This window comes from Fructobacillus tropaeoli, assembly GCF_016860625.1.
Taxonomy (GTDB): Bacteria; Bacillota; Bacilli; order Lactobacillales; family Lactobacillaceae; genus Fructobacillus; species Fructobacillus tropaeoli.
The window spans coordinates 400123-416368 of sequence record NZ_BOJU01000002.1; the positions used below are offsets into that span (position 1 = coordinate 400123).

A 16246-nucleotide genomic window follows, 5' to 3' on the forward strand; every position below is an offset into this window, starting at 1 on the left:
TCTTATCTGTCATGCTAACCTCACGATTTTGTCAACTTCTTGTAGAGAAGTGTTCCCAAGCGACGTGCACTAAAGTTAAAGAGCAATACCACGATAATCAAAACCGCTGATGCTCCCGCTGACACGAGTGACAAATCCGGCATGATTCCTTCCGAATTAATCTTCCAAATGTGCACGGCCAAAGTTTCGGCTGGTCGAAATGGTGACAATGGTGATGCCAAGTTGAATGGGTTCCAGTCACCAAAGTCCAATGAAGGTGCTGATTGACCAGCTGTAAAGATCAATGCAGCGGCTTCACCGAAGACACGTCCCGCAGAAATTACGACCCCAGTCACAACGGATGGTACCGCTGCTGGCAAGATTATGTGAATAACTGTTTCAAATCGTGAAAGACCCAAAGCCGCTCCAGCTTCACGTTGAAGATTTGGAATTTGGCTCAATGATGTTTCGATTGAACGAGTCAAGATTGGCAAGTTAAAGAATGTCAACGCGATTGCTCCAGAAATAATGGAGAAACCAAGCTTCAACTTCACAACGAAAATCAGGAATCCAAACAATCCAACAACAACAGATGGCAATGATGACATCACTTCGATTGCTGTACGAACCATTGATGTCCAAATCGTTGGCTTGGCATATTCATTCAAGTAAATAGCCGCCCCAAGAGCGATTGGGAATGAAATCAGCATGGCTAAAATCAAGAGGTAGAAGGAATTAAACAATTGAATGCCAATTCCACCACCAGCCTCAAATGACCGAGCTTGTGCAGTTAAGAAGTGCCATGACAAATGAGGCAATCCTCGAACCAAGATAAAGGCCAGCATTGCTGCCAGCACCAACGCTACTGCGCCAGCGATTGAGTAAATCACGGCTGTAGCAATTTTATCAGCAGTTTTTGCTTTCATTACTTCAGTTCTCCTTTTCGACCAATCCAGCGAATCAAGAGGTTAAAGACGAGAGACATCAGAAGTAAGATCATTGCTAATGACCACAAGACGTTGTTTTGCAACGTGCCCATGACCGTGTTTCCAATTCCCATCGTCAAAACGGAGGTCAAGGTTGCTGCTGGTGAGACCAGAGAACCTGGCATCTTGGCCGCATTTCCGATTACCATCTGAACAGCCAAAGCTTCACCAAAGGCACGCGCCATTCCGAAGACGATTGCTGTCAAGATTCCTGGTGTTGCTGCCCGCAAAATCACCTTATAAATCATTTGCCAACGTGTGGCACCAATGGCCAAGGCTGATTCACGGTAATAGCGAGGAACACCCTTTAAGGCATCGACAGTCATTGAAGTAATAGTTGGTAGAATCATGACAAACAAAACAATTGTTCCTGACAAGATTCCAAGACCCGTTCCGCCAAAAATTGAACGAACGGCTGGGACCACAACGGCCAAACCAATAACACCGTAAACAACGGAAGGAATTCCAACCAACAATTCGATGACTGGTTGCATGATGCGTGCACCACGCTTCTTAGCGATTTCAGTCATGAAGACCGCTGTTCCAATCGCAAATGGTGTTGCAATAATAGCGGCCAAAATCGTTACCGCCAGAGAACCAGTAATGAGCGGTAATGCTCCAATACCTGGCTGACCCGTCTTAGGGTCAACAACACTCGGATTCCAATTCGTTCCAAAGAGAAATTTACTAACTGAAACTTTATTGGTCGTGAAGGTGGCTAACCCCCGAGTGATAACAAAGCCGAAAATCAAGATAACCACCGCAGTGATTAGAATTAAGGCAAGAGCCGAGATGAACTTTCCAAACCGGTCTTGCTTGGTTGACAACGAAGTTTTTTTAATTTTTTCGGTAATAAGATCCATTGTCTGCCTTACCCCTTCTGCTTAGCGGTAATGTTACCGTGTAGATCACGTTCAATCTTCATATTTGAATTTGAGATGTAACCCAACTTTGGCACGTATGTTTTCTGTACACGATCTGAATTAAAGAAATCCAAGAACTTAGCAACTTCACCTGTTGGCTTGCCATGTGTGTAAATGTGTTCGTATGACCAGATAGGGTAGGCCCCGTCTTCAACATTGGCATCGGTAGGTGCAACGCCATTAATGCTTGCACGAACAACATCGTTTGACTTATAAGCAAAGGCAACGTAAGAGATAGCTCCCGGAGTGCTCTTAACAATTGACAAGACCATTCCTGATGAATCTTGTTCTTGTGCAGAAGCACTCTTTTTGCCACCCATGGCCCACTTTTCAAAAGCGGCCCGAGTTCCGGAACCGGCGGCACGGTTGACAAGCACGATTGGCATGTTCTTTCCGCCCAGTTCACTCCAATTTTTAATTTTACCGGTAAAGATATCGGTTAACTGTGCCAGTGTCAAATTATTAACACCAGCTTGCTTATTAATGATTGGCGCAATTCCAACGACTGCGACTCGATGATCAACTAAATTCTTTGTATCAATCCCCTTCTTTTCTTCAGCGAAGAGATCTGAGTTCCCGAGGGAAACAGCCCCTTGCGCTATTTGCGACAGACCCGTACCACTTCCGCCACCTTGAACGGTAATGGAGACACCAGAGTGAGAACGTTGATAGTCCTCTCCGGCAGCTTCAACCAAAGGCTGCAATGCAGTTGAACCAACTGCAGTAATGGGTGCGGTGTTGGCTTGCTTGTCTCGGTTTTGATAGGCAATTCCTAAGATGATAGCAAGTACAACGACGACAGAGGCCACTATCCATGACCCGCGATGCGATCTTTGCATGATTCCTCTTCTCCCAACTGGGTGCAAAAGATTATCCTACAACAACAAGTATCTATTCCAAACTAATCCGAACAATTTGTGTGAAAATGAATCATTCACTTCAGTTAAGAACAAACACATTATAACAAAAAAAAGCGTTTTACAACGCTTTTTAATATTAATTTATTATTACTATTTCTAAATAATTGGTTCGTCAGTAAGCCCGTCGTTATCGTGATTTTCTGCACTTTTGCTATCACTTTCATCGGGACCAGCATCAACGGCTGGCTCATCGCCAATACCATAAGCATTTCGCACTTGTGTATAGATATCTTCCTTCAAAGCAGCGTGCTCAGGATCATCCAAATATTCCTTGGCCTTCTCACGACCTTGACCAATTCGTTCCCCGTTATAGGCATACCATGCACCGGCCTTATCAATAATATCTTGATCAACGGCCAAATCAAGAATTTCACCAGTTTGTGAGATTCCCTTTCCATACATGATATCGACTTCGGCAACCTTAAATGGTGGCGCAACCTTGTTTTTCACAACCTTGACCTTTGTCAAGTTACCGGTAACATCGGAGCCATCTTTAATTTGAGTTGACCGACGGACTTCCAAACGAATTGTCGAGTAAAACTTCAAAGCGCGACCACCGGGCGTTGTTTCGGGGTTTCCAAACATCACGCCGACCTTTTCACGGATTTGATTGATGAAAATGGCAATCGTTCCAGTCCGGTTCAAAGTCCCAGCTAACTTTCGTAAAGCCTGAGACATCAACCGTGCCTGCAAACCAACGTGGGCATCCCCCATTTCACCTTCAATTTCCACACGAGGAACCAAGGCAGCCACGGAATCCACTACAACCATATCAACGGCACCAGATTGAACCAAAGCATCGGCAATTTCCAATCCCTGTTCACCCGTATCTGGCTGTGACAATAGTAGTTCATCTTTCTTAACACCTAAAGCTTCAGCGTACTTCACATCTAAAGCGTTTTCGGCATCGATATAGGCAGCCGTGCCACCATTTTTTTGAATTTCAGCTACTGCATGCAGGGCAATTGTCGTCTTACCTGATGATTCAGGCCCGTAAACTTCAATAATTCGTCCCTTTGGATAACCACCAACGCCTAAGGCCACATCCAATTTGACGGACCCAGATGGCGAAGTTTCTACCTGCGTTAAGGCGTTATCGCCCAACGTCATGATGGAACCCTTTCCAAAGTTTTTTTCAATTTTCTTCAAAGCTTCATTTAAGGCAGCCTGACGGCCATCCTTCTTGTTATCATCGCTTGTCTTTTTTGCAACCATGCTTGATACTCCTTCAATGTCTATCAACAGTGTACGGACTTTTTCAACAAAATGCAAGGACTTTTGCGAACATTTGTTCGTATCATTTTCGACCTTATTTTATTGGACGAAAAAAGCGCTTAAAGCGCTTATAGTCCGTCTGCAAAAACCGAGCGGCTTTTCCAGAAATATTCGATTCCTGAATAAATTGTAAAGAAAACGGCAATATACAAGAGCACTTGACCGATTGGAAAATCAACAAGGGCAAATGGCCAATCCTTTAAGTAGAGGAAGAAGATGGCAAACATTTGGGAAAAGGTTTTAATTTTGCCAGGCCAAGCAGCAGCCATGACCGTGCCGTTATTTTCAACAACTAAGGTGCGCAAACCGGTCACCGCGAGTTCTCGAATAACAATCACTGCTGTGACCCAGGCAGGAACCTGGTGAAAAGCAGTCAGGTAAATCAAGGCAGTCATGACCAACAGCTTGTCAGCTAATGGATCAAAGAATTTACCGAAGTTGGTTACTAAGTGCTTTCGACGAGCAATTTGCCCATCTAAGAAATCAGTAATACAAGCAACGGCAAAGACAATGGCTGCCAGGACCCATGAAAGGGTCAAGTCTAAATCAGTATTCACAACTGCTGAGCCTTTTGAAAAAATCAAAAGGAGCATGAAAACTGGAATCAGGATGATTCGAAAGACCGTTAGTTTATTTGGTAGGTTCATTTTGTTCTCACTTATTCAAATTCAAGACAACGTTCCAAGTGGTTGGAGCAGGGTTCGTTGGCAAGTTTGGTAAATCAATATGTTGGTTGTTAATCGTTAAGTTGACGTGGCTAACCTGTGAAACTTGAATATTCACAATCGCCGTATTTGCTGGAATTTCAACGCTCTTTTCATCAGTTTGGTTCAACCAAGCGTTGTATAAGACCTTACCGGTTCCATCAGTTACCTTAAACATCGAACCACCATTTTGGCCTTTAGCAACAATGGTATGTGTATTGGCCAATTGTCCGCCAACAGTATAGGTGGTTGTCAACTGAGCCGTGTTCGTGGTTGCAGTTCCGAGGTTAATACCACCGTTAGCACTTGAAGAGGAAACCACTGATGACGATGATGATTGTGGTACCGATGACGATGCAACCTCAACTTGGTTGCCACCGTTAGATGAATTAGAGCCTGAACTTGCCCGTGTTACCACAAACCAGGCAACCAGCAAAATGGCAACAACGATAATTGCTATCCAAATTCTTGGGATAAAACCACGAAAACGTGATTTAAAGGCCTCTGAGTTATTAACCCCTGCTCGAACGACACCATCTTCATCACGGTGTGCATGAGATAAATCACTAGTCACCTGTGGGTCAAATTGAACTTCATCAAAAAGGTCATCAGGGTTTAAACCGACAGCTTCAGCAAATTGCTTAGCAAATGCCCGAGCATAAAATTGACCAGGTAAGACATCCTGGTCACCATCTTCAATCGCTTGTAAGAAACGGGGTTGAATTTTGGTCATTTCGGCCAATTGGTCGATTGTATAACCCTTTTCCAATCGTGCTTCTCGTAACTGTTGACTAACTTCACTTGCTAAATATTCAGCCATTTTTTCTCTTACTTTTCTAATACTAAGCGAGTCAAACGACCACCTTCAAAAAGCCGTTTGCCGCACTGGACAACATCATCTAAGCAAAAACGTGTTATTATGTTCATTTTATCAAATAGTGATACCCCATACAAGGCTAAATCCTCGTCTAAACCAAGGCGATCCGGGCGATTTTGACTAGCCAAAGTTTGCCCAGCCAAAGCTTTTTGCAACCGGGTAAAATCAGTCTGACTTTCAGCTAAAATGGCGGGTGCTTCTGCTAGTCTTTTCAGCAAATATTCTTGAACATGGTCTTGATTTTCACCATCTGCAAAAAACGTTAAATACTGGTATGGGCCAAAATTACTATACTCATAATCAAAATCATCACCAAAGATTCCTTTTTCATAAGCGTCTTGGAACCACACCGTTTGATCACCAAATACTAAGTCCAAGGCCAGTTCGCCTAATAGGATTTCTTTAACACGTTCAATTCCTGAAATATCCTCAGGACGACTTGGTAAGCGAAAACCATATGCCCCTTTTTCTAGCGATAATCCTTGCTTCTTTTGTGCTACAAAGGTCACCTGTTTTGCTAAATCTTCTTTTGGTACCAAAACAGTTTCTGTCTGACTACTGATTTGTTCTTGTTGCTCTTTAATAAAAGCGATTAATTCATTGATACCAAAGTCGCCAACAACGGTTAACACTAAGTTTTGAGGCTGGTAAAAGCCAGCATGAATTTGATAGAGCAAATCAGGAGTAATTTCTTGCAGACTGTCCTTGGTTCCTGCAATGTCTTGGCTTAACGCTGATTTGGGGTACAGTAGTCCAATAATTCCCTGATACAATTGCCAAGCCGGATCATCCTGATAAAGCTTAATTTCTTCCTCAATAATCCCCCGCTCGCGAACGACTTTTTCTTCCGTGAAATAAGGATCTTGGACAAAATTCATTAGCCAAGCCAAATTTTCTAGGATTTGGCTAGTGGCAGTAAAATAATACGTTGTTTGGTTTGGTCCAGTAAAAGCATTGGCATCAGCCCCCAGCTCCGTAAAGCGAATTAAAGCGTCACCATCTTTTTTGTCAAAAATCTTATGTTCTAGAAAGTGTGCAGTGCCGGAGGGAATTGTAACTTGCTGGTTATCAGCAACCCTCATCGCCGTCGTTAACGAACCAAAACGAGCAGTCAAAGCCGCCAAAAATTGGTGGTAACCCGGTTTTTTAATCAGATTAACCGTCAGGCCCTCTTTCGTTTGAAAAACAAAGGGCTGTTCTTCATGATTATTTGTTTCCAAAAGATTCCCCCTTTTCCCCAGGCGCCAGAACAAAGCGGCTTTGCAAGATTAAGTCCTTGGCAACAGCCTGCACATCAGCTACTGATACGTGATCGATTGCGGCTAGAAAATCAGTAGTACCCTCTTTGGCCTGACGCAAGAAACGACCAGCCTGACGAACAGCCAGGTAAGTCTGGGAATCTTGGCGAATTAAGTACTCATTTTTCAAGCTTTGCTTGGCATTTTCAAGCTTTTCTACTGTAATCTGGCCTGCGGCCAATGTCTTCAGTTGCACCTGAATCAGGTCTTCAACCAAGTCAACCTGGTCGAAATCAAAACCAGCAACAACGGTCAAAATCGCTAAGTCCGGCTGAAAGCGCGACGAAATATTATAAGCTAAACTATTTTTTTCTCGGACCTCAGTAAAAAGCAGACTAGCTGGGCTAGCACCAAAGATTGTGTTCAACACCAAAGTTGCATAATAACGTGGACCATTATCGTGTAGGGACAGACCCTCCACCTGAAAATTTTGCACCAAAACTGCCTGTTGCCAATCTACCTTTTTTACAAGCTTTCTTTGACCGGCAGCTAACAACTGAGGAATCTGCGCTGAATAGTTCTGGTCAACACCACTCTTTTCCTCGCGACCAATATCAGCCCAAGGCCAAGCAGACAACTGCTTTGTCAATTGATCAAACTCCAAGTCCCCAACAACCGAAATCACAACTTGGTCTGTCGCCAATAACTCTTGCTGTGTTTGCAAAACGTCCTTTAAGGTCAATTGGTCCAATTCCTCAATCGAGCCTAAGATTGATTCCCGGACAGCAGCATCGGCAAAGGTTAATTCGCGAGCTTGGTCCAAAGCAAAGGCCACCTTATCATCCTGGCGACTTAAAATCGCTTGCTTCAGGTTCTGCCGCTCCTGATTAAACGTTGTTTGGGCTTGGTCACTTTCCCAATCAAAATCAAAGAGCATTGCTTGCAAAAAGTTTAAAATTTGCTCCAAAAGCTGATTTGAATTTGGTAACAGACCCGGTTTGATAAATTGAATCGAAACCGTTAAAAGGTCCAAATCGCCGAGCGTTGCCACCTTTGTTTGAAAGTTAGCCCCAAAGGCATCAATCATTGCCAAAGAAACCGCTCGTTGGTCTGGAAACGCCTTCGAAGAGACTGCCATCAAGTAGGACAAGAGCGCCCGTTTAGTCGCAATGGCCTTCTTAGCCTTCGTCGCGAAGGTCACATTAACATGGATTGTTTTAAATTGCTTTGTTGGCTGGTAAGCCAGCTGGACGCCAGGCGCCACCATCGTCTTTTTTATCATATAACCATCTTACTCGGTTTTAGCCAAAGAAAAAACGCCCGCAGGCGTTTTTAATACTTTCTCAATTAATTTTGTGCAAACCACTTGTTTTCCAAAGCAGAAACAAAGCCGTCCTTAGTTAATTTCGTCAATTCCTTGTTAACCGCTTCCTTGAGTTCAACATCACCCTTACGGAAACCAACAACATCCTCCGTTTCTGGGAAGCCACCCTTTAGAATTTCATAATCCGCTGGGTTAGCCTGGTGATTGATGTAATAGCGGGCATAGTCCTCATCAACTAACAAGCCATCAATCCGATTAGCGTTTAAATCAGTAAAGGCCTTGTCAAAAGTATCATACTCGACTGGCTTTTGCCCCTTAATATACTGCTTCAAAACCTTTGGCTGATCGTTCAATGACGATTCACCAGAAGAACCGGTTTGAACGCCCAAGACTTTACCGGACATATCAGAAAACTTATTAATGCCCTGGCCCTTCTTAACAACAACGGAAAGAGCTACCTTGTGGTAAACCTGTGAAAAGGCAACCTGTTTTGCTCGAGCAGGTGTCTTGGTATAGCCATTCCAAATGGCATCAATATTACCGGTATTTAACTCAGTTTCCTTCATCGACCAATCAATTGGCTGCCAATTAACCGTGATGCCCAAATCAGAAAAGACCTTATCAGCCAAGTCGATATCAAATCCTTCCAACTTTCCAGAAGAATCCCGGAAGCCCATTGGAACGAAGGTATCATCCAAACCAATCGTAATCACTTTTTCCTGCTGAATCTTGGTCCAATTGTCTTTGGTATTGGCATCATTATCTGACTTAGGTTTGGAAAGAAAGGCAACACAACCAGCCACCACGGCAAGAAAGACCACAATCACAGCCGTATTGACAATGATTTTCTTTTTCATCGTAATCATTAGCGCTGGACCTCCTTTTCAAAGTCAAAGACTGTATCCGCCACCTTATCAGCAAATGGCAAATCGTGGGTCACGACTAATTGAGTAACCCCAGCCTTCTTCAAGGCTAGCATCACCTGGCTAACCTGGTCAGTGGTCTTTTCATCCAGGCCAGAGGTTGGTTCATCATAAGCAATAATTTGTGGATCCATTGCTAATGCTCGAGCAATGCCTACCCGCTGCTTTTGACCACCAGACAACTGGTAAGGATATAAGTCAGCTTGGTCAGTCAAGCCTAAAGTTGAAAGCAACTCGTCAGCCTTCTGATTTGCTTCCTTCTCGGACATTTTCTTGACTGTCATCGGTGCCAAAGTCAAATTCTTCTTGACTGTCAAATGTGGGAATAAATTAAAGTCCTGAAAAATCAGTCCAATCTTTGCTGCCAAGGCAGGATCGCCAACTTGGTAAGTCTGGCCGTTTAAATCAATCTCACCATTACTAGCATCCTCTAAACCGGTTAAGGTCTTAATGAAAGTTGTTTTACCGGAACCGGATGGCCCAACAACTACTAGGATTTCACCGTCAGCCATCGTCAGTGATAAGTCTTTAAAAATCACATTATCGCCATAGGCTTTTGTTAAATTTTTAATCGCAATCATAGTCTTACCTCCAAGCACTCAAGCGCTTCTCGCTACGGCGTAGGGCAATCGTAACGACTGCTACCATGGCCAAGTACATCAAGCCAACAATTAAGTATGGTACCAATGAAACGTCTCGGCTGGCTGCAATCGAACCGGCTCGCAAGATATCGCCCAGTCCAATCACATAAATCAAAGACGTATCCTTGACCAAGTTAACAACCTCATTTCCAAATGATGGCACCACAATTTTAATCACTTGTGGCAAGATAATCTTGAAAAAAGTTTGCACTTTATTCAAGCCCAAAACCTGGGCGGCATCGAATTGTCCCTGTGGGATGGCTTGAAGACCACCACGGAAAATTTCTGCCAAGTAAGCTGCATAGTTGATAATAAAGGCAAATGCCGCAGCGTCAAACCGTGAGAATGAAACGCCGACCATTGATAAGCCATAGTAAATGAAAATCAACTGCAACAAGAGTGGTGTTCCTCGCATCAGCCAAATATAGCCGTTTACCAACCAACGCACACTAAAGTATGGCGAACGCATTGCCAAGGACACTAAGATGCCCAACGGAACCGAGCCAATAATCGTAATAAAGAAGACCCCCAAGGTCATTTGCAACCCAGAGGCAATGCTTGGTAGTACTTCAAAAAAATATTTCATCAGGATTTCCCCACTTTCACTGTCAAACTATTAAAACGATGGGAAATAAAAAAGCCCCCTAAGTGCTAAGCACTTAGAGGGCGAATAGACGCGGTCCCACCTCATCGTTGTTTCTTTATTACTAAAGAAACCTCGTGGTGTTAGTTTCCTAACAACCGGTGCGATAACGGGCACAGCCGATGCTACCTACTCAAGGTTCAATAGCACACTCCTAGGTGTGGTTCACCAACAATTCCTGCTTACTCTCAATTCCCGTAAGCTTCCTGAAAAGAATTTGCTAGCTACTCGTCTAGTCAACGTTTTAATTGAAGCCATTATAACCCTGGCCTGGTAAAAAATGCAAGCTTAAATTAATCTTTGATACAAAGACCAGGTTGGATAATAGCCTAAAGCCGCCAACACTAAGTTCAAAGCCGCTGTTGGAAAAACATCTTGAATGATAAACGAAAAAGGTGACAAATTAGCAATGTTAATCATTGAACCGGCAAAATAAGTCACAACAAGATAGGTCAATAAGCCCACCAATAACAAAAGCATCCCAGACATTAAGCGTTCATCAAAATAAGGACGTAGCTTATCCATCAAAATAGTGGCAGCCAAAAAGGCAACCGTATAGGTGCCAATAATGCCCGTATAATAAACATCAAAAAGTAAGCCGAACACAACTACATAGAAATAATAAGGCACGAAGCTTGTCGCCTCAAATTGAATGGCGTAGAAAAACCAAATCAACGTGAGCGTTGGAATAATATGAAAAGGCGGATGGAGTAAAAAAACACCAAACGAAGACATAATATTTCCATCGATGAAAAACAAAAGAATTAAAATCAGCGGATACACAATCCGAAATCGAATAAATTGCCAACCTGCCATATTATGACCCTACCTCTGTCCTGGCCACTAAGACGGTACTCAAACTGCTCAAATCAGAGCTCGATTGAATATAAATCTTACGTGATAGACCGTAATCATCGGTGGTGACCTTTGCCACCTTACCAATCAGAATACCAGACGGCATTGATCCGCCTAATCCTGAGGTAACAACCTTATCACCAGGGTTAATCGTCTGACTTTCAGTGACCTGCCCCATAATCAACAATTTCTGATCTGCATCATAGTCAGTAATAATCCCGTTAACATCACCTTGACTGCCCTTAACAGTGATTGCAAAGCGGTTTGTATCCTCACTCGTATCAGAAATCAACGTCACCTTCGAATTAACCGTATTCACTTCTGAAATACGACCGATCAAGCCAGAATCACCAAGGACGGGCATGCCCTTCTTCAATCCTGATTTAGCACCCTTATTGATCACAAGCTGTGACTGCCAAGTTGTAGGCGAGCGAGCAATCGTTACGGCAGAAATTGTTTCATAATCCGTCAACGTTGCTTTCAAGCCAAGCTGCTTCTTCAACGACTTATTTTCCTCTTCCAAGGTTTGCATCTTAACCTGATTTTGCGCATAGCCGTCTAACTTAGCCTTTAATTTCTGATTTTCATCAAATGTTGACATCAAATTGGAAATTGAATTGGCCCGTGTCCCAATGGCATTCGTTGGCACAGCAATCACGCGTGAAATACCACCAGTGATATCATTAACTGCTCGCTGAAAGAAAGGTGGTGTATTTGTTTTATTGGCCCACCAATTTGATCCGGTAATCAAGCCAACAATAACTATGACTGAGACCATTAAAATCACAGCCGTTTTGGATGAAAATAACTTACGCATGGAATAATCCTTTTCACACCAACTGCCTTGAAAAGAAAAGCGCAGCGCAAGCGCTACGCTTTTTGGCAGTTTACTTAACCTGTCTTATTAGTTTCGTTGCAAAACGTCCAAAGACTTCAATGATTCACCAACACCCTTGACGACGGCATCCAAAGGATCTTCCGCCACGATTACGGGAACCTTCGTAATTCCTTCAATCAAAGTTGACAAACCGCGCAATTGTGCTCCGCCACCAGTCAAGACCATTCCATGGTCAATCACATCGGCAGAAATTTCAGGTTGTGTTGACTCCAATGTTTCACGAATTGAGTTAACCACTTCGTTAATTAGGTCTTGTATTGCCGTTGCCACGTCATAGGCCGAAACCTCAATAGTCTTTGGTAAACCTGTCAACAAGTCACGACCACGAGCCGTCGTTGGTTCCATCATTTTGGCATCTTCCAAAGAAACAGTTCCAACTTCAATCTTCAAACGCTCAGCAGTTGATTCACCGATTGCCAAGTTGTTATTGTTACGGACAAATGATGAAATTGCTTCGTTGAGCTTGTCGCCCGCAAAACGAGTTGAACGAGCTGCAACAATACCACCAAGTGAAATCGTGGCAACATCCGTGGTTCCACCACCAAAGTCAACAACCATTGAACCAGTTGGTTCCATAACTGGCAAACCAGCACCAATGGCAGCCGCAAATGGTTCTTCGATGACATAGGCATCACGCGCACCAGCGACACGGGCAGCATCAATCACTGCACGACGTTCAACCGCCGTAATACGAGCAGGTACCCCAAGTGTCACGTATGGCTTACCTACGCGGCCTCCTAAAGCCTTCTTCAAATAATAAGAAATCATGGCAACTGTCGTGTCATAATCAGCAATAACGCCATCACGCATTGGCCGAATAGCTGCGATACTTGCAGGCGTCCGACCGAGCATGTCGCGGGCTTCAGAGCCAACGGCAATCACTTCTTGCGTTTCAGTGTTACGTGCAACAACTGAAGGTTCACGTAAAACGATTCCCTTTCCTTCGACGTATACATAAGTATTTGTCGTTCCTAAGTCAATACCAACGTTATGTTGTCCAAATGATAATGCCACGATTTTGCCTCTCAATTAAAGTCGACACCCGAAAAAACCGAGTCCGGCCATTTTTAATATAGTTTACTTAAATAGTATTGTAGCATATTTTAATCGCTACAACAGTCTATTTTGCCTGAATATATGTCACTTTTCCTGCTCTTTGAGCGATTCCCTTCACTGTGTTTTGATAGGGAAAAGCAGACCAGGCCTTCTGAAATGCAGGAAAAGTTTCGGGATCAACATCAAAATGATCAATTTTCCCATCTTTTAAATCGCTTAGTGCCTGAGCAAAATCCATTTGCCACTCCTTTTTACTGCTTATATTCTTTCAAAAAATCAGCAACTTTCTGATCAGCAATTGTCCATGCGTTTTGACCATCAATCCATTGTAACCCCGGAATTTGATGACGCCAATAGGTTAATTGTCGTTTGGCATAGCGCCGTGAATTTTGTTGGATGGTTGCTACAACTTCTAAGAGTGTCTGTTGTCCCTCAAAGAAAGGGTAAAATTCAGCATAGCCGATGCCACGACCAGCCTGCAGATTCAAACCACCTTGGTCATATAGGCCTTTGGCTTCTTTCTCAAGCCCCTGATCGATCATAAGCTGAACACGACCATTGATGCGCTCATATAAGACCCCTCTTGGCCACTCTAAAGCCAAAATCAGTCCAGTATAGTCTGGGCGCTTAGGCCGATTAACTTGCCCGTGACGGGCGATTTGAATTGCTCGAATGACCCGCTCCTTATTTTGCAGGTCAACTCTATTCAATAATTTCTCGTCAGCCAATTGCCTCAATTTGACTTGCAGCTCCTCCAAAGATTTTTTCTGGTCTTCTCGAACCTCTTCTTCGTCTGATTTAGCAAAATCCAATGACTGAAAACCCAGCAGTGCTTTGACGTAAAAACCGGTCCCACCAACCACAATTGGGATTCGCCCTGAATGAACCGTTTCTAAAATTGCCTGATCTGCCAATGAGAGAAAATCAGCCACCGAAAAATCAGCAGTTTTATCTGCCACATCAAGCAAATAATGAGAAACCCCTTCACGTTCTTGAATGGGTGTTTTGGCTGTACCAATATCCAACCCCTGGTAGACCTGCAAAGAATCAGCCGAAATAATGTTACCGTTATACTTTTTAGCTAGCTGGATCGCCAAATCTGATTTACCAGAAGCAGTTGGTCCTGCAATTACAATTACTGGGATTGACATATTCTACCTCCATTTTACAAATAGGGATTTACAAAGTCTTTTATTTCAACGATAATGTTAAGAAAAGATGGAAAGGAGATTGAGGATGAAAAAAGATTTTAAATTTGGCTTGGCAACAGGCGTGCTTGGCTCAGCCCTAGCCGTTCTTTCAGCCGGCTTTGGCTATAAGAAATTGGTCCAAGAGCCAAAAGAACAAGAACAAGAAAACTATGAAGAGGTTTCCCGTGCTGCAATTCGCAAATCAGTTGCCGCTCATCAATCACGCTTCTAATAGTTACTAAAAAAGAATCGCTAAGCGATTCTTTTTTTTAGCTCTTCTTTTGCTCCGTCACTTGACGATAGCCACCAGCCATCAAGAAAATTTGACTCTTAGCCATCCCTTCCTTGCGAAGATGACGCGCAACAGAGCTTGCACCAGATAATGTATCCCCGTACAAGTAAACCGGCATATCTTGGCGCAAACCAGACTTTCCTTGTGAGAAAGTTAATGCTGGCATGTTTCGAGCTCCCCTTAAGTGATTACGCTTATAGGGTTCCTTGTCACGGACATCAACCAATTGACCGTGGTTTTCTGCCTGCTGTGCCATAAAGTCTTCTGCCTTTAAAACAGTTCCCCGTTGCTTGGCCATGATGCGCGTACCAAGGGCACTAACCACATAAAAAACAAACCAAATAACTAAGACCCAGGTGATAACAAGCAAGATATTCATGAAAATGCACTCCAATGCTAAATAATGATACTGCTATTATACCTGATAACAGAGCAGGAAGAAAATCTATTTTAGAAAAAGGATTGACTGTTAACAACCAATCAAAAATTTATTCAATCAACAAGTTCACAATAAGACATAAAAAAATGGAAAACCTTTTCAGATTTTCCATCAGTCATTTTATTCAGCTAAAAACAGTTGGTTCAACGATTGTACTGCCTGATTTTCGAACAAAGCCTTACCATGTTCTGACAAAACAGCCTCATTTAACTTAGCATAACGCCCGAACTCAACAATCGTGGCAGACAAAGTATTGTATTCAGCAGCTGTCAACGACATCTTTGTTGAATCCAACACTAAGTAATAGTGACCTTTGTAGAAATAGGCACTATTGTCACCAGTAAATGTTTCCAACCGGTCTGAAAGTGACAAAAGCAAATCAAAGTCAGCTAATTCAACAACATCAATATGACCATCAACACTCTTCTTTACAGCATTTTTTTCATCATCATGCGCCATCAAAGCCATTTTTTGCTCAAATGAAACATCGTCAATTGCTTCTTGGTTAACGACATCAGTATCATCATCACTGCGCTCACCAACAATGTTTGCTAACAAATCATTTAAAGCATCTTGATCATCAAGACGAGAAATAAATAATTCCAAGCCATTTTGGTTAGGCAAAACTTGAAAAGAAACTTTGTCATTATCAACAAAATCCTCTTCTGTATCAATTTCAGATAAAATGTTATAAAAGAAAGATTCAATTTTATTACGATCGCTGAGCAAATCACGAACCGAAGTCCCGCGGTCTTGAAGGTCCTCATTTTCAATCATGACCCGAATAGTGTTATCGTTAATTCGTTCCATTTCCATAAGTATTCACCTCAACTTTGATTAACTTCAATGCCAAACCAAAGCATCCTGTTACTATTTACTATATTTTAAACTGTATATAAATAAAAAACAACAGGGGAACTGATATTCATCAATTCCCCCGTTGTCATTATATGTATCGGCATCGCGTCGTCCTATCCTCGCAGCCAGCGTTCCGGCAACTACTTTCGGCGCTATAGAGCTTAACTTCTGTGTTCGAGATGGGTACAGGTGGTTCCTCTATGCCATCAACACGACACCTTTGAG

19 protein-coding genes, 1 rRNA gene and 1 other annotated feature are annotated in these 16246 nt (G+C 42.9%); of the genes, 1 reads left to right on the plus strand and 19 read right to left on the minus strand.

Annotation, left to right across the window (positions count from 1 at the left end):
- Positions 1-20 precede the first annotated feature (20 nt).
- From pstA to miaA, 16 genes are all read right to left on the minus strand, one after another.
- Positions 21-905 carry a phosphate ABC transporter permease PstA gene (pstA, locus tag FT12353_RS03960; protein WP_168778569.1) on the minus strand — a complete coding sequence of 295 codons (885 nt, stop codon included), beginning with the start codon at positions 903-905 and terminating at the stop codon, positions 21-23.
- Positions 905-1828, minus strand: a complete 924-nt coding sequence (pstC, locus tag FT12353_RS03965; protein ID WP_059393307.1) for a phosphate ABC transporter permease subunit PstC — start codon at positions 1826-1828, stop codon at positions 905-907. Before pstC ends, pstA begins: the two co-directional genes overlap by 1 nt.
- Positions 1829-1836: 8 nt before the next feature.
- Positions 1837-2727, minus strand: a complete 891-nt coding sequence (locus FT12353_RS03970) for a phosphate ABC transporter substrate-binding protein PstS family protein (protein ID WP_203618538.1) — start codon at positions 2725-2727, stop codon at positions 1837-1839.
- 177 nt (positions 2728-2904) lie between these two features.
- Complete coding sequence (gene recA, locus FT12353_RS03975) at positions 2905-4023, minus strand: recombinase RecA (RefSeq protein WP_047974867.1); 1119 nt, start codon at positions 4021-4023, stop codon at positions 2905-2907.
- A gap of 128 nt (positions 4024-4151) precedes the next feature.
- Positions 4152-4730, minus strand: coding sequence for a CDP-diacylglycerol--glycerol-3-phosphate 3-phosphatidyltransferase (gene pgsA / locus FT12353_RS03980; RefSeq protein ID WP_059393309.1), 579 nt, complete (start codon positions 4728-4730; stop codon positions 4152-4154).
- A 7-nt stretch (positions 4731-4737) separates the two neighbouring features.
- Positions 4738-5607 carry a helix-turn-helix domain-containing protein gene (locus FT12353_RS03985; RefSeq protein ID WP_059393310.1) on the minus strand — a complete coding sequence of 290 codons (870 nt, stop codon included), beginning with the start codon at positions 5605-5607 and terminating at the stop codon, positions 4738-4740.
- An 8-nt stretch (positions 5608-5615) separates the two neighbouring features.
- Positions 5616-6884, minus strand: coding sequence for an EF-P 5-aminopentanol modification-associated protein YfmH (gene yfmH, locus FT12353_RS03990; RefSeq protein ID WP_059393311.1), 1269 nt, complete (start codon positions 6882-6884; stop codon positions 5616-5618).
- Positions 6871-8184 carry an EF-P 5-aminopentanol modification-associated protein YfmF gene (yfmF, locus tag FT12353_RS03995; protein ID WP_059393312.1) on the minus strand — a complete coding sequence of 438 codons (1314 nt, stop codon included), beginning with the start codon at positions 8182-8184 and terminating at the stop codon, positions 6871-6873. Before yfmF ends, yfmH begins: the two co-directional genes overlap by 14 nt.
- Before the next feature lie 65 nt (positions 8185-8249).
- A complete protein-coding gene (locus FT12353_RS04000) occupies positions 8250-9092 on the minus strand; it encodes an amino acid ABC transporter substrate-binding protein (RefSeq protein WP_203618539.1) in 843 nt (280 codons plus the stop codon).
- Positions 9092-9730, minus strand: coding sequence for an amino acid ABC transporter ATP-binding protein (locus tag FT12353_RS04005; protein WP_059393314.1), 639 nt, complete (start codon positions 9728-9730; stop codon positions 9092-9094). The genes FT12353_RS04000 and FT12353_RS04005 overlap by 1 nt, the downstream gene beginning before the upstream one ends.
- 4 nt (positions 9731-9734) lie before the next feature.
- A complete protein-coding gene (locus FT12353_RS04010) occupies positions 9735-10376 on the minus strand; it encodes an amino acid ABC transporter permease (RefSeq protein WP_059393315.1) in 642 nt (213 codons plus the stop codon).
- 73 nt (positions 10377-10449) lie between these two features.
- Positions 10450-10682, minus strand: a binding site (T-box leader).
- A 39-nt stretch (positions 10683-10721) separates the two neighbouring features.
- On the minus strand, positions 10722-11249 hold the full coding sequence (gene mreD / locus FT12353_RS04015; protein WP_059393316.1) for a rod shape-determining protein MreD: 528 nt from the start codon (positions 11247-11249) through the stop codon (positions 10722-10724).
- A gap of 1 nt (position 11250) precedes the next feature.
- Entirely contained in the window at positions 11251-12105 is an 855-nt protein-coding gene (gene mreC, locus FT12353_RS04020) for a rod shape-determining protein MreC (protein WP_059393317.1), read from the minus strand.
- 87 nt (positions 12106-12192) lie between these two features.
- The gene (locus FT12353_RS04025; RefSeq protein WP_203618540.1) at positions 12193-13200 is read right to left on the minus strand and encodes a rod shape-determining protein; all 1008 of its coding nucleotides are present in this window, start codon (positions 13198-13200) and stop codon (positions 12193-12195) included.
- 106 nt (positions 13201-13306) lie between these two features.
- Positions 13307-13480 carry a protein YkzS gene (gene ykzS / locus FT12353_RS04030; RefSeq protein ID WP_168778578.1) on the minus strand — a complete coding sequence of 58 codons (174 nt, stop codon included), beginning with the start codon at positions 13478-13480 and terminating at the stop codon, positions 13307-13309.
- 13 nt (positions 13481-13493) lie between these two features.
- The gene (miaA, locus tag FT12353_RS04035) at positions 13494-14393 is read right to left on the minus strand and encodes a tRNA (adenosine(37)-N6)-dimethylallyltransferase MiaA (protein WP_059393319.1); all 900 of its coding nucleotides are present in this window, start codon (positions 14391-14393) and stop codon (positions 13494-13496) included.
- An 85-nt stretch (positions 14394-14478) separates the two neighbouring features.
- Here miaA and FT12353_RS04040 point away from each other — a divergent pair, with 85 nt between their 5' ends.
- The gene (locus tag FT12353_RS04040) at positions 14479-14664 is read left to right on the plus strand and encodes a DUF3042 family protein (RefSeq protein WP_047974855.1); all 186 of its coding nucleotides are present in this window, start codon (positions 14479-14481) and stop codon (positions 14662-14664) included.
- A gap of 37 nt (positions 14665-14701) precedes the next feature.
- Here the strand turns inward: FT12353_RS04040 and FT12353_RS04045 are convergent, their stop codons facing one another.
- The 3 genes from FT12353_RS04045 to rrf form a co-directional block, all read right to left on the minus strand.
- The gene (locus FT12353_RS04045) at positions 14702-15103 is read right to left on the minus strand and encodes a rhodanese-like domain-containing protein (protein ID WP_059393320.1); all 402 of its coding nucleotides are present in this window, start codon (positions 15101-15103) and stop codon (positions 14702-14704) included.
- A 180-nt stretch (positions 15104-15283) separates the two neighbouring features.
- A complete protein-coding gene (locus FT12353_RS04050) occupies positions 15284-15979 on the minus strand; it encodes an adaptor protein MecA (RefSeq protein WP_059393321.1) in 696 nt (231 codons plus the stop codon).
- 142 nt (positions 15980-16121) lie between these two features.
- Positions 16122-16238, minus strand: a 5S ribosomal RNA gene (gene rrf, locus FT12353_RS04055).
- Between the last annotated feature and the right edge of the window lie 8 nt (positions 16239-16246).

Coding starts and splice junctions, on each gene's coding strand:
- pstA (WP_168778569.1), bottom strand. CDS start 905: ATGAAAGCAAAAACTGCTGATAAAATTGCTACAGCCGTGATTTACTCA.
- pstC (WP_059393307.1), bottom strand. CDS start 1,828: ATGGATCTTATTACCGAAAAAATTAAAAAAACTTCGTTGTCAACCAAG.
- FT12353_RS03970 (WP_203618538.1), bottom strand. CDS start 2,727: ATGCAAAGATCGCATCGCGGGTCATGGATAGTGGCCTCTGTCGTCGTT.
- recA (WP_047974867.1), bottom strand. CDS start 4,023: ATGGTTGCAAAAAAGACAAGCGATGATAACAAGAAGGATGGCCGTCAG.
- pgsA (WP_059393309.1), bottom strand. CDS start 4,730: ATGAACCTACCAAATAAACTAACGGTCTTTCGAATCATCCTGATTCCA.
- FT12353_RS03985 (WP_059393310.1), bottom strand. CDS start 5,607: ATGGCTGAATATTTAGCAAGTGAAGTTAGTCAACAGTTACGAGAAGCA.
- yfmF (WP_059393312.1), bottom strand. CDS start 8,184: ATGATAAAAAAGACGATGGTGGCGCCTGGCGTCCAGCTGGCTTACCAG.
- FT12353_RS04000 (WP_203618539.1), bottom strand. CDS start 9,092: ATGATTACGATGAAAAAGAAAATCATTGTCAATACGGCTGTGATTGTG.
- FT12353_RS04005 (WP_059393314.1), bottom strand. CDS start 9,730: ATGATTGCGATTAAAAATTTAACAAAAGCCTATGGCGATAATGTGATT.
- FT12353_RS04010 (WP_059393315.1), bottom strand. CDS start 10,376: ATGAAATATTTTTTTGAAGTACTACCAAGCATTGCCTCTGGGTTGCAA.
- mreD (WP_059393316.1), bottom strand. CDS start 11,249: ATGGCAGGTTGGCAATTTATTCGATTTCGGATTGTGTATCCGCTGATT.
- mreC (WP_059393317.1), bottom strand. CDS start 12,105: ATGCGTAAGTTATTTTCATCCAAAACGGCTGTGATTTTAATGGTCTCA.
- ykzS (WP_168778578.1), bottom strand. CDS start 13,480: ATGGATTTTGCTCAGGCACTAAGCGATTTAAAAGATGGGAAAATTGAT.
- miaA (WP_059393319.1), bottom strand. CDS start 14,393: ATGTCAATCCCAGTAATTGTAATTGCAGGACCAACTGCTTCTGGTAAA.
- FT12353_RS04040 (WP_047974855.1), top strand. CDS start 14,479: ATGAAAAAAGATTTTAAATTTGGCTTGGCAACAGGCGTGCTTGGCTCA.
- FT12353_RS04045 (WP_059393320.1), bottom strand. CDS start 15,103: ATGAATATCTTGCTTGTTATCACCTGGGTCTTAGTTATTTGGTTTGTT.
- FT12353_RS04050 (WP_059393321.1), bottom strand. CDS start 15,979: ATGGAAATGGAACGAATTAACGATAACACTATTCGGGTCATGATTGAA.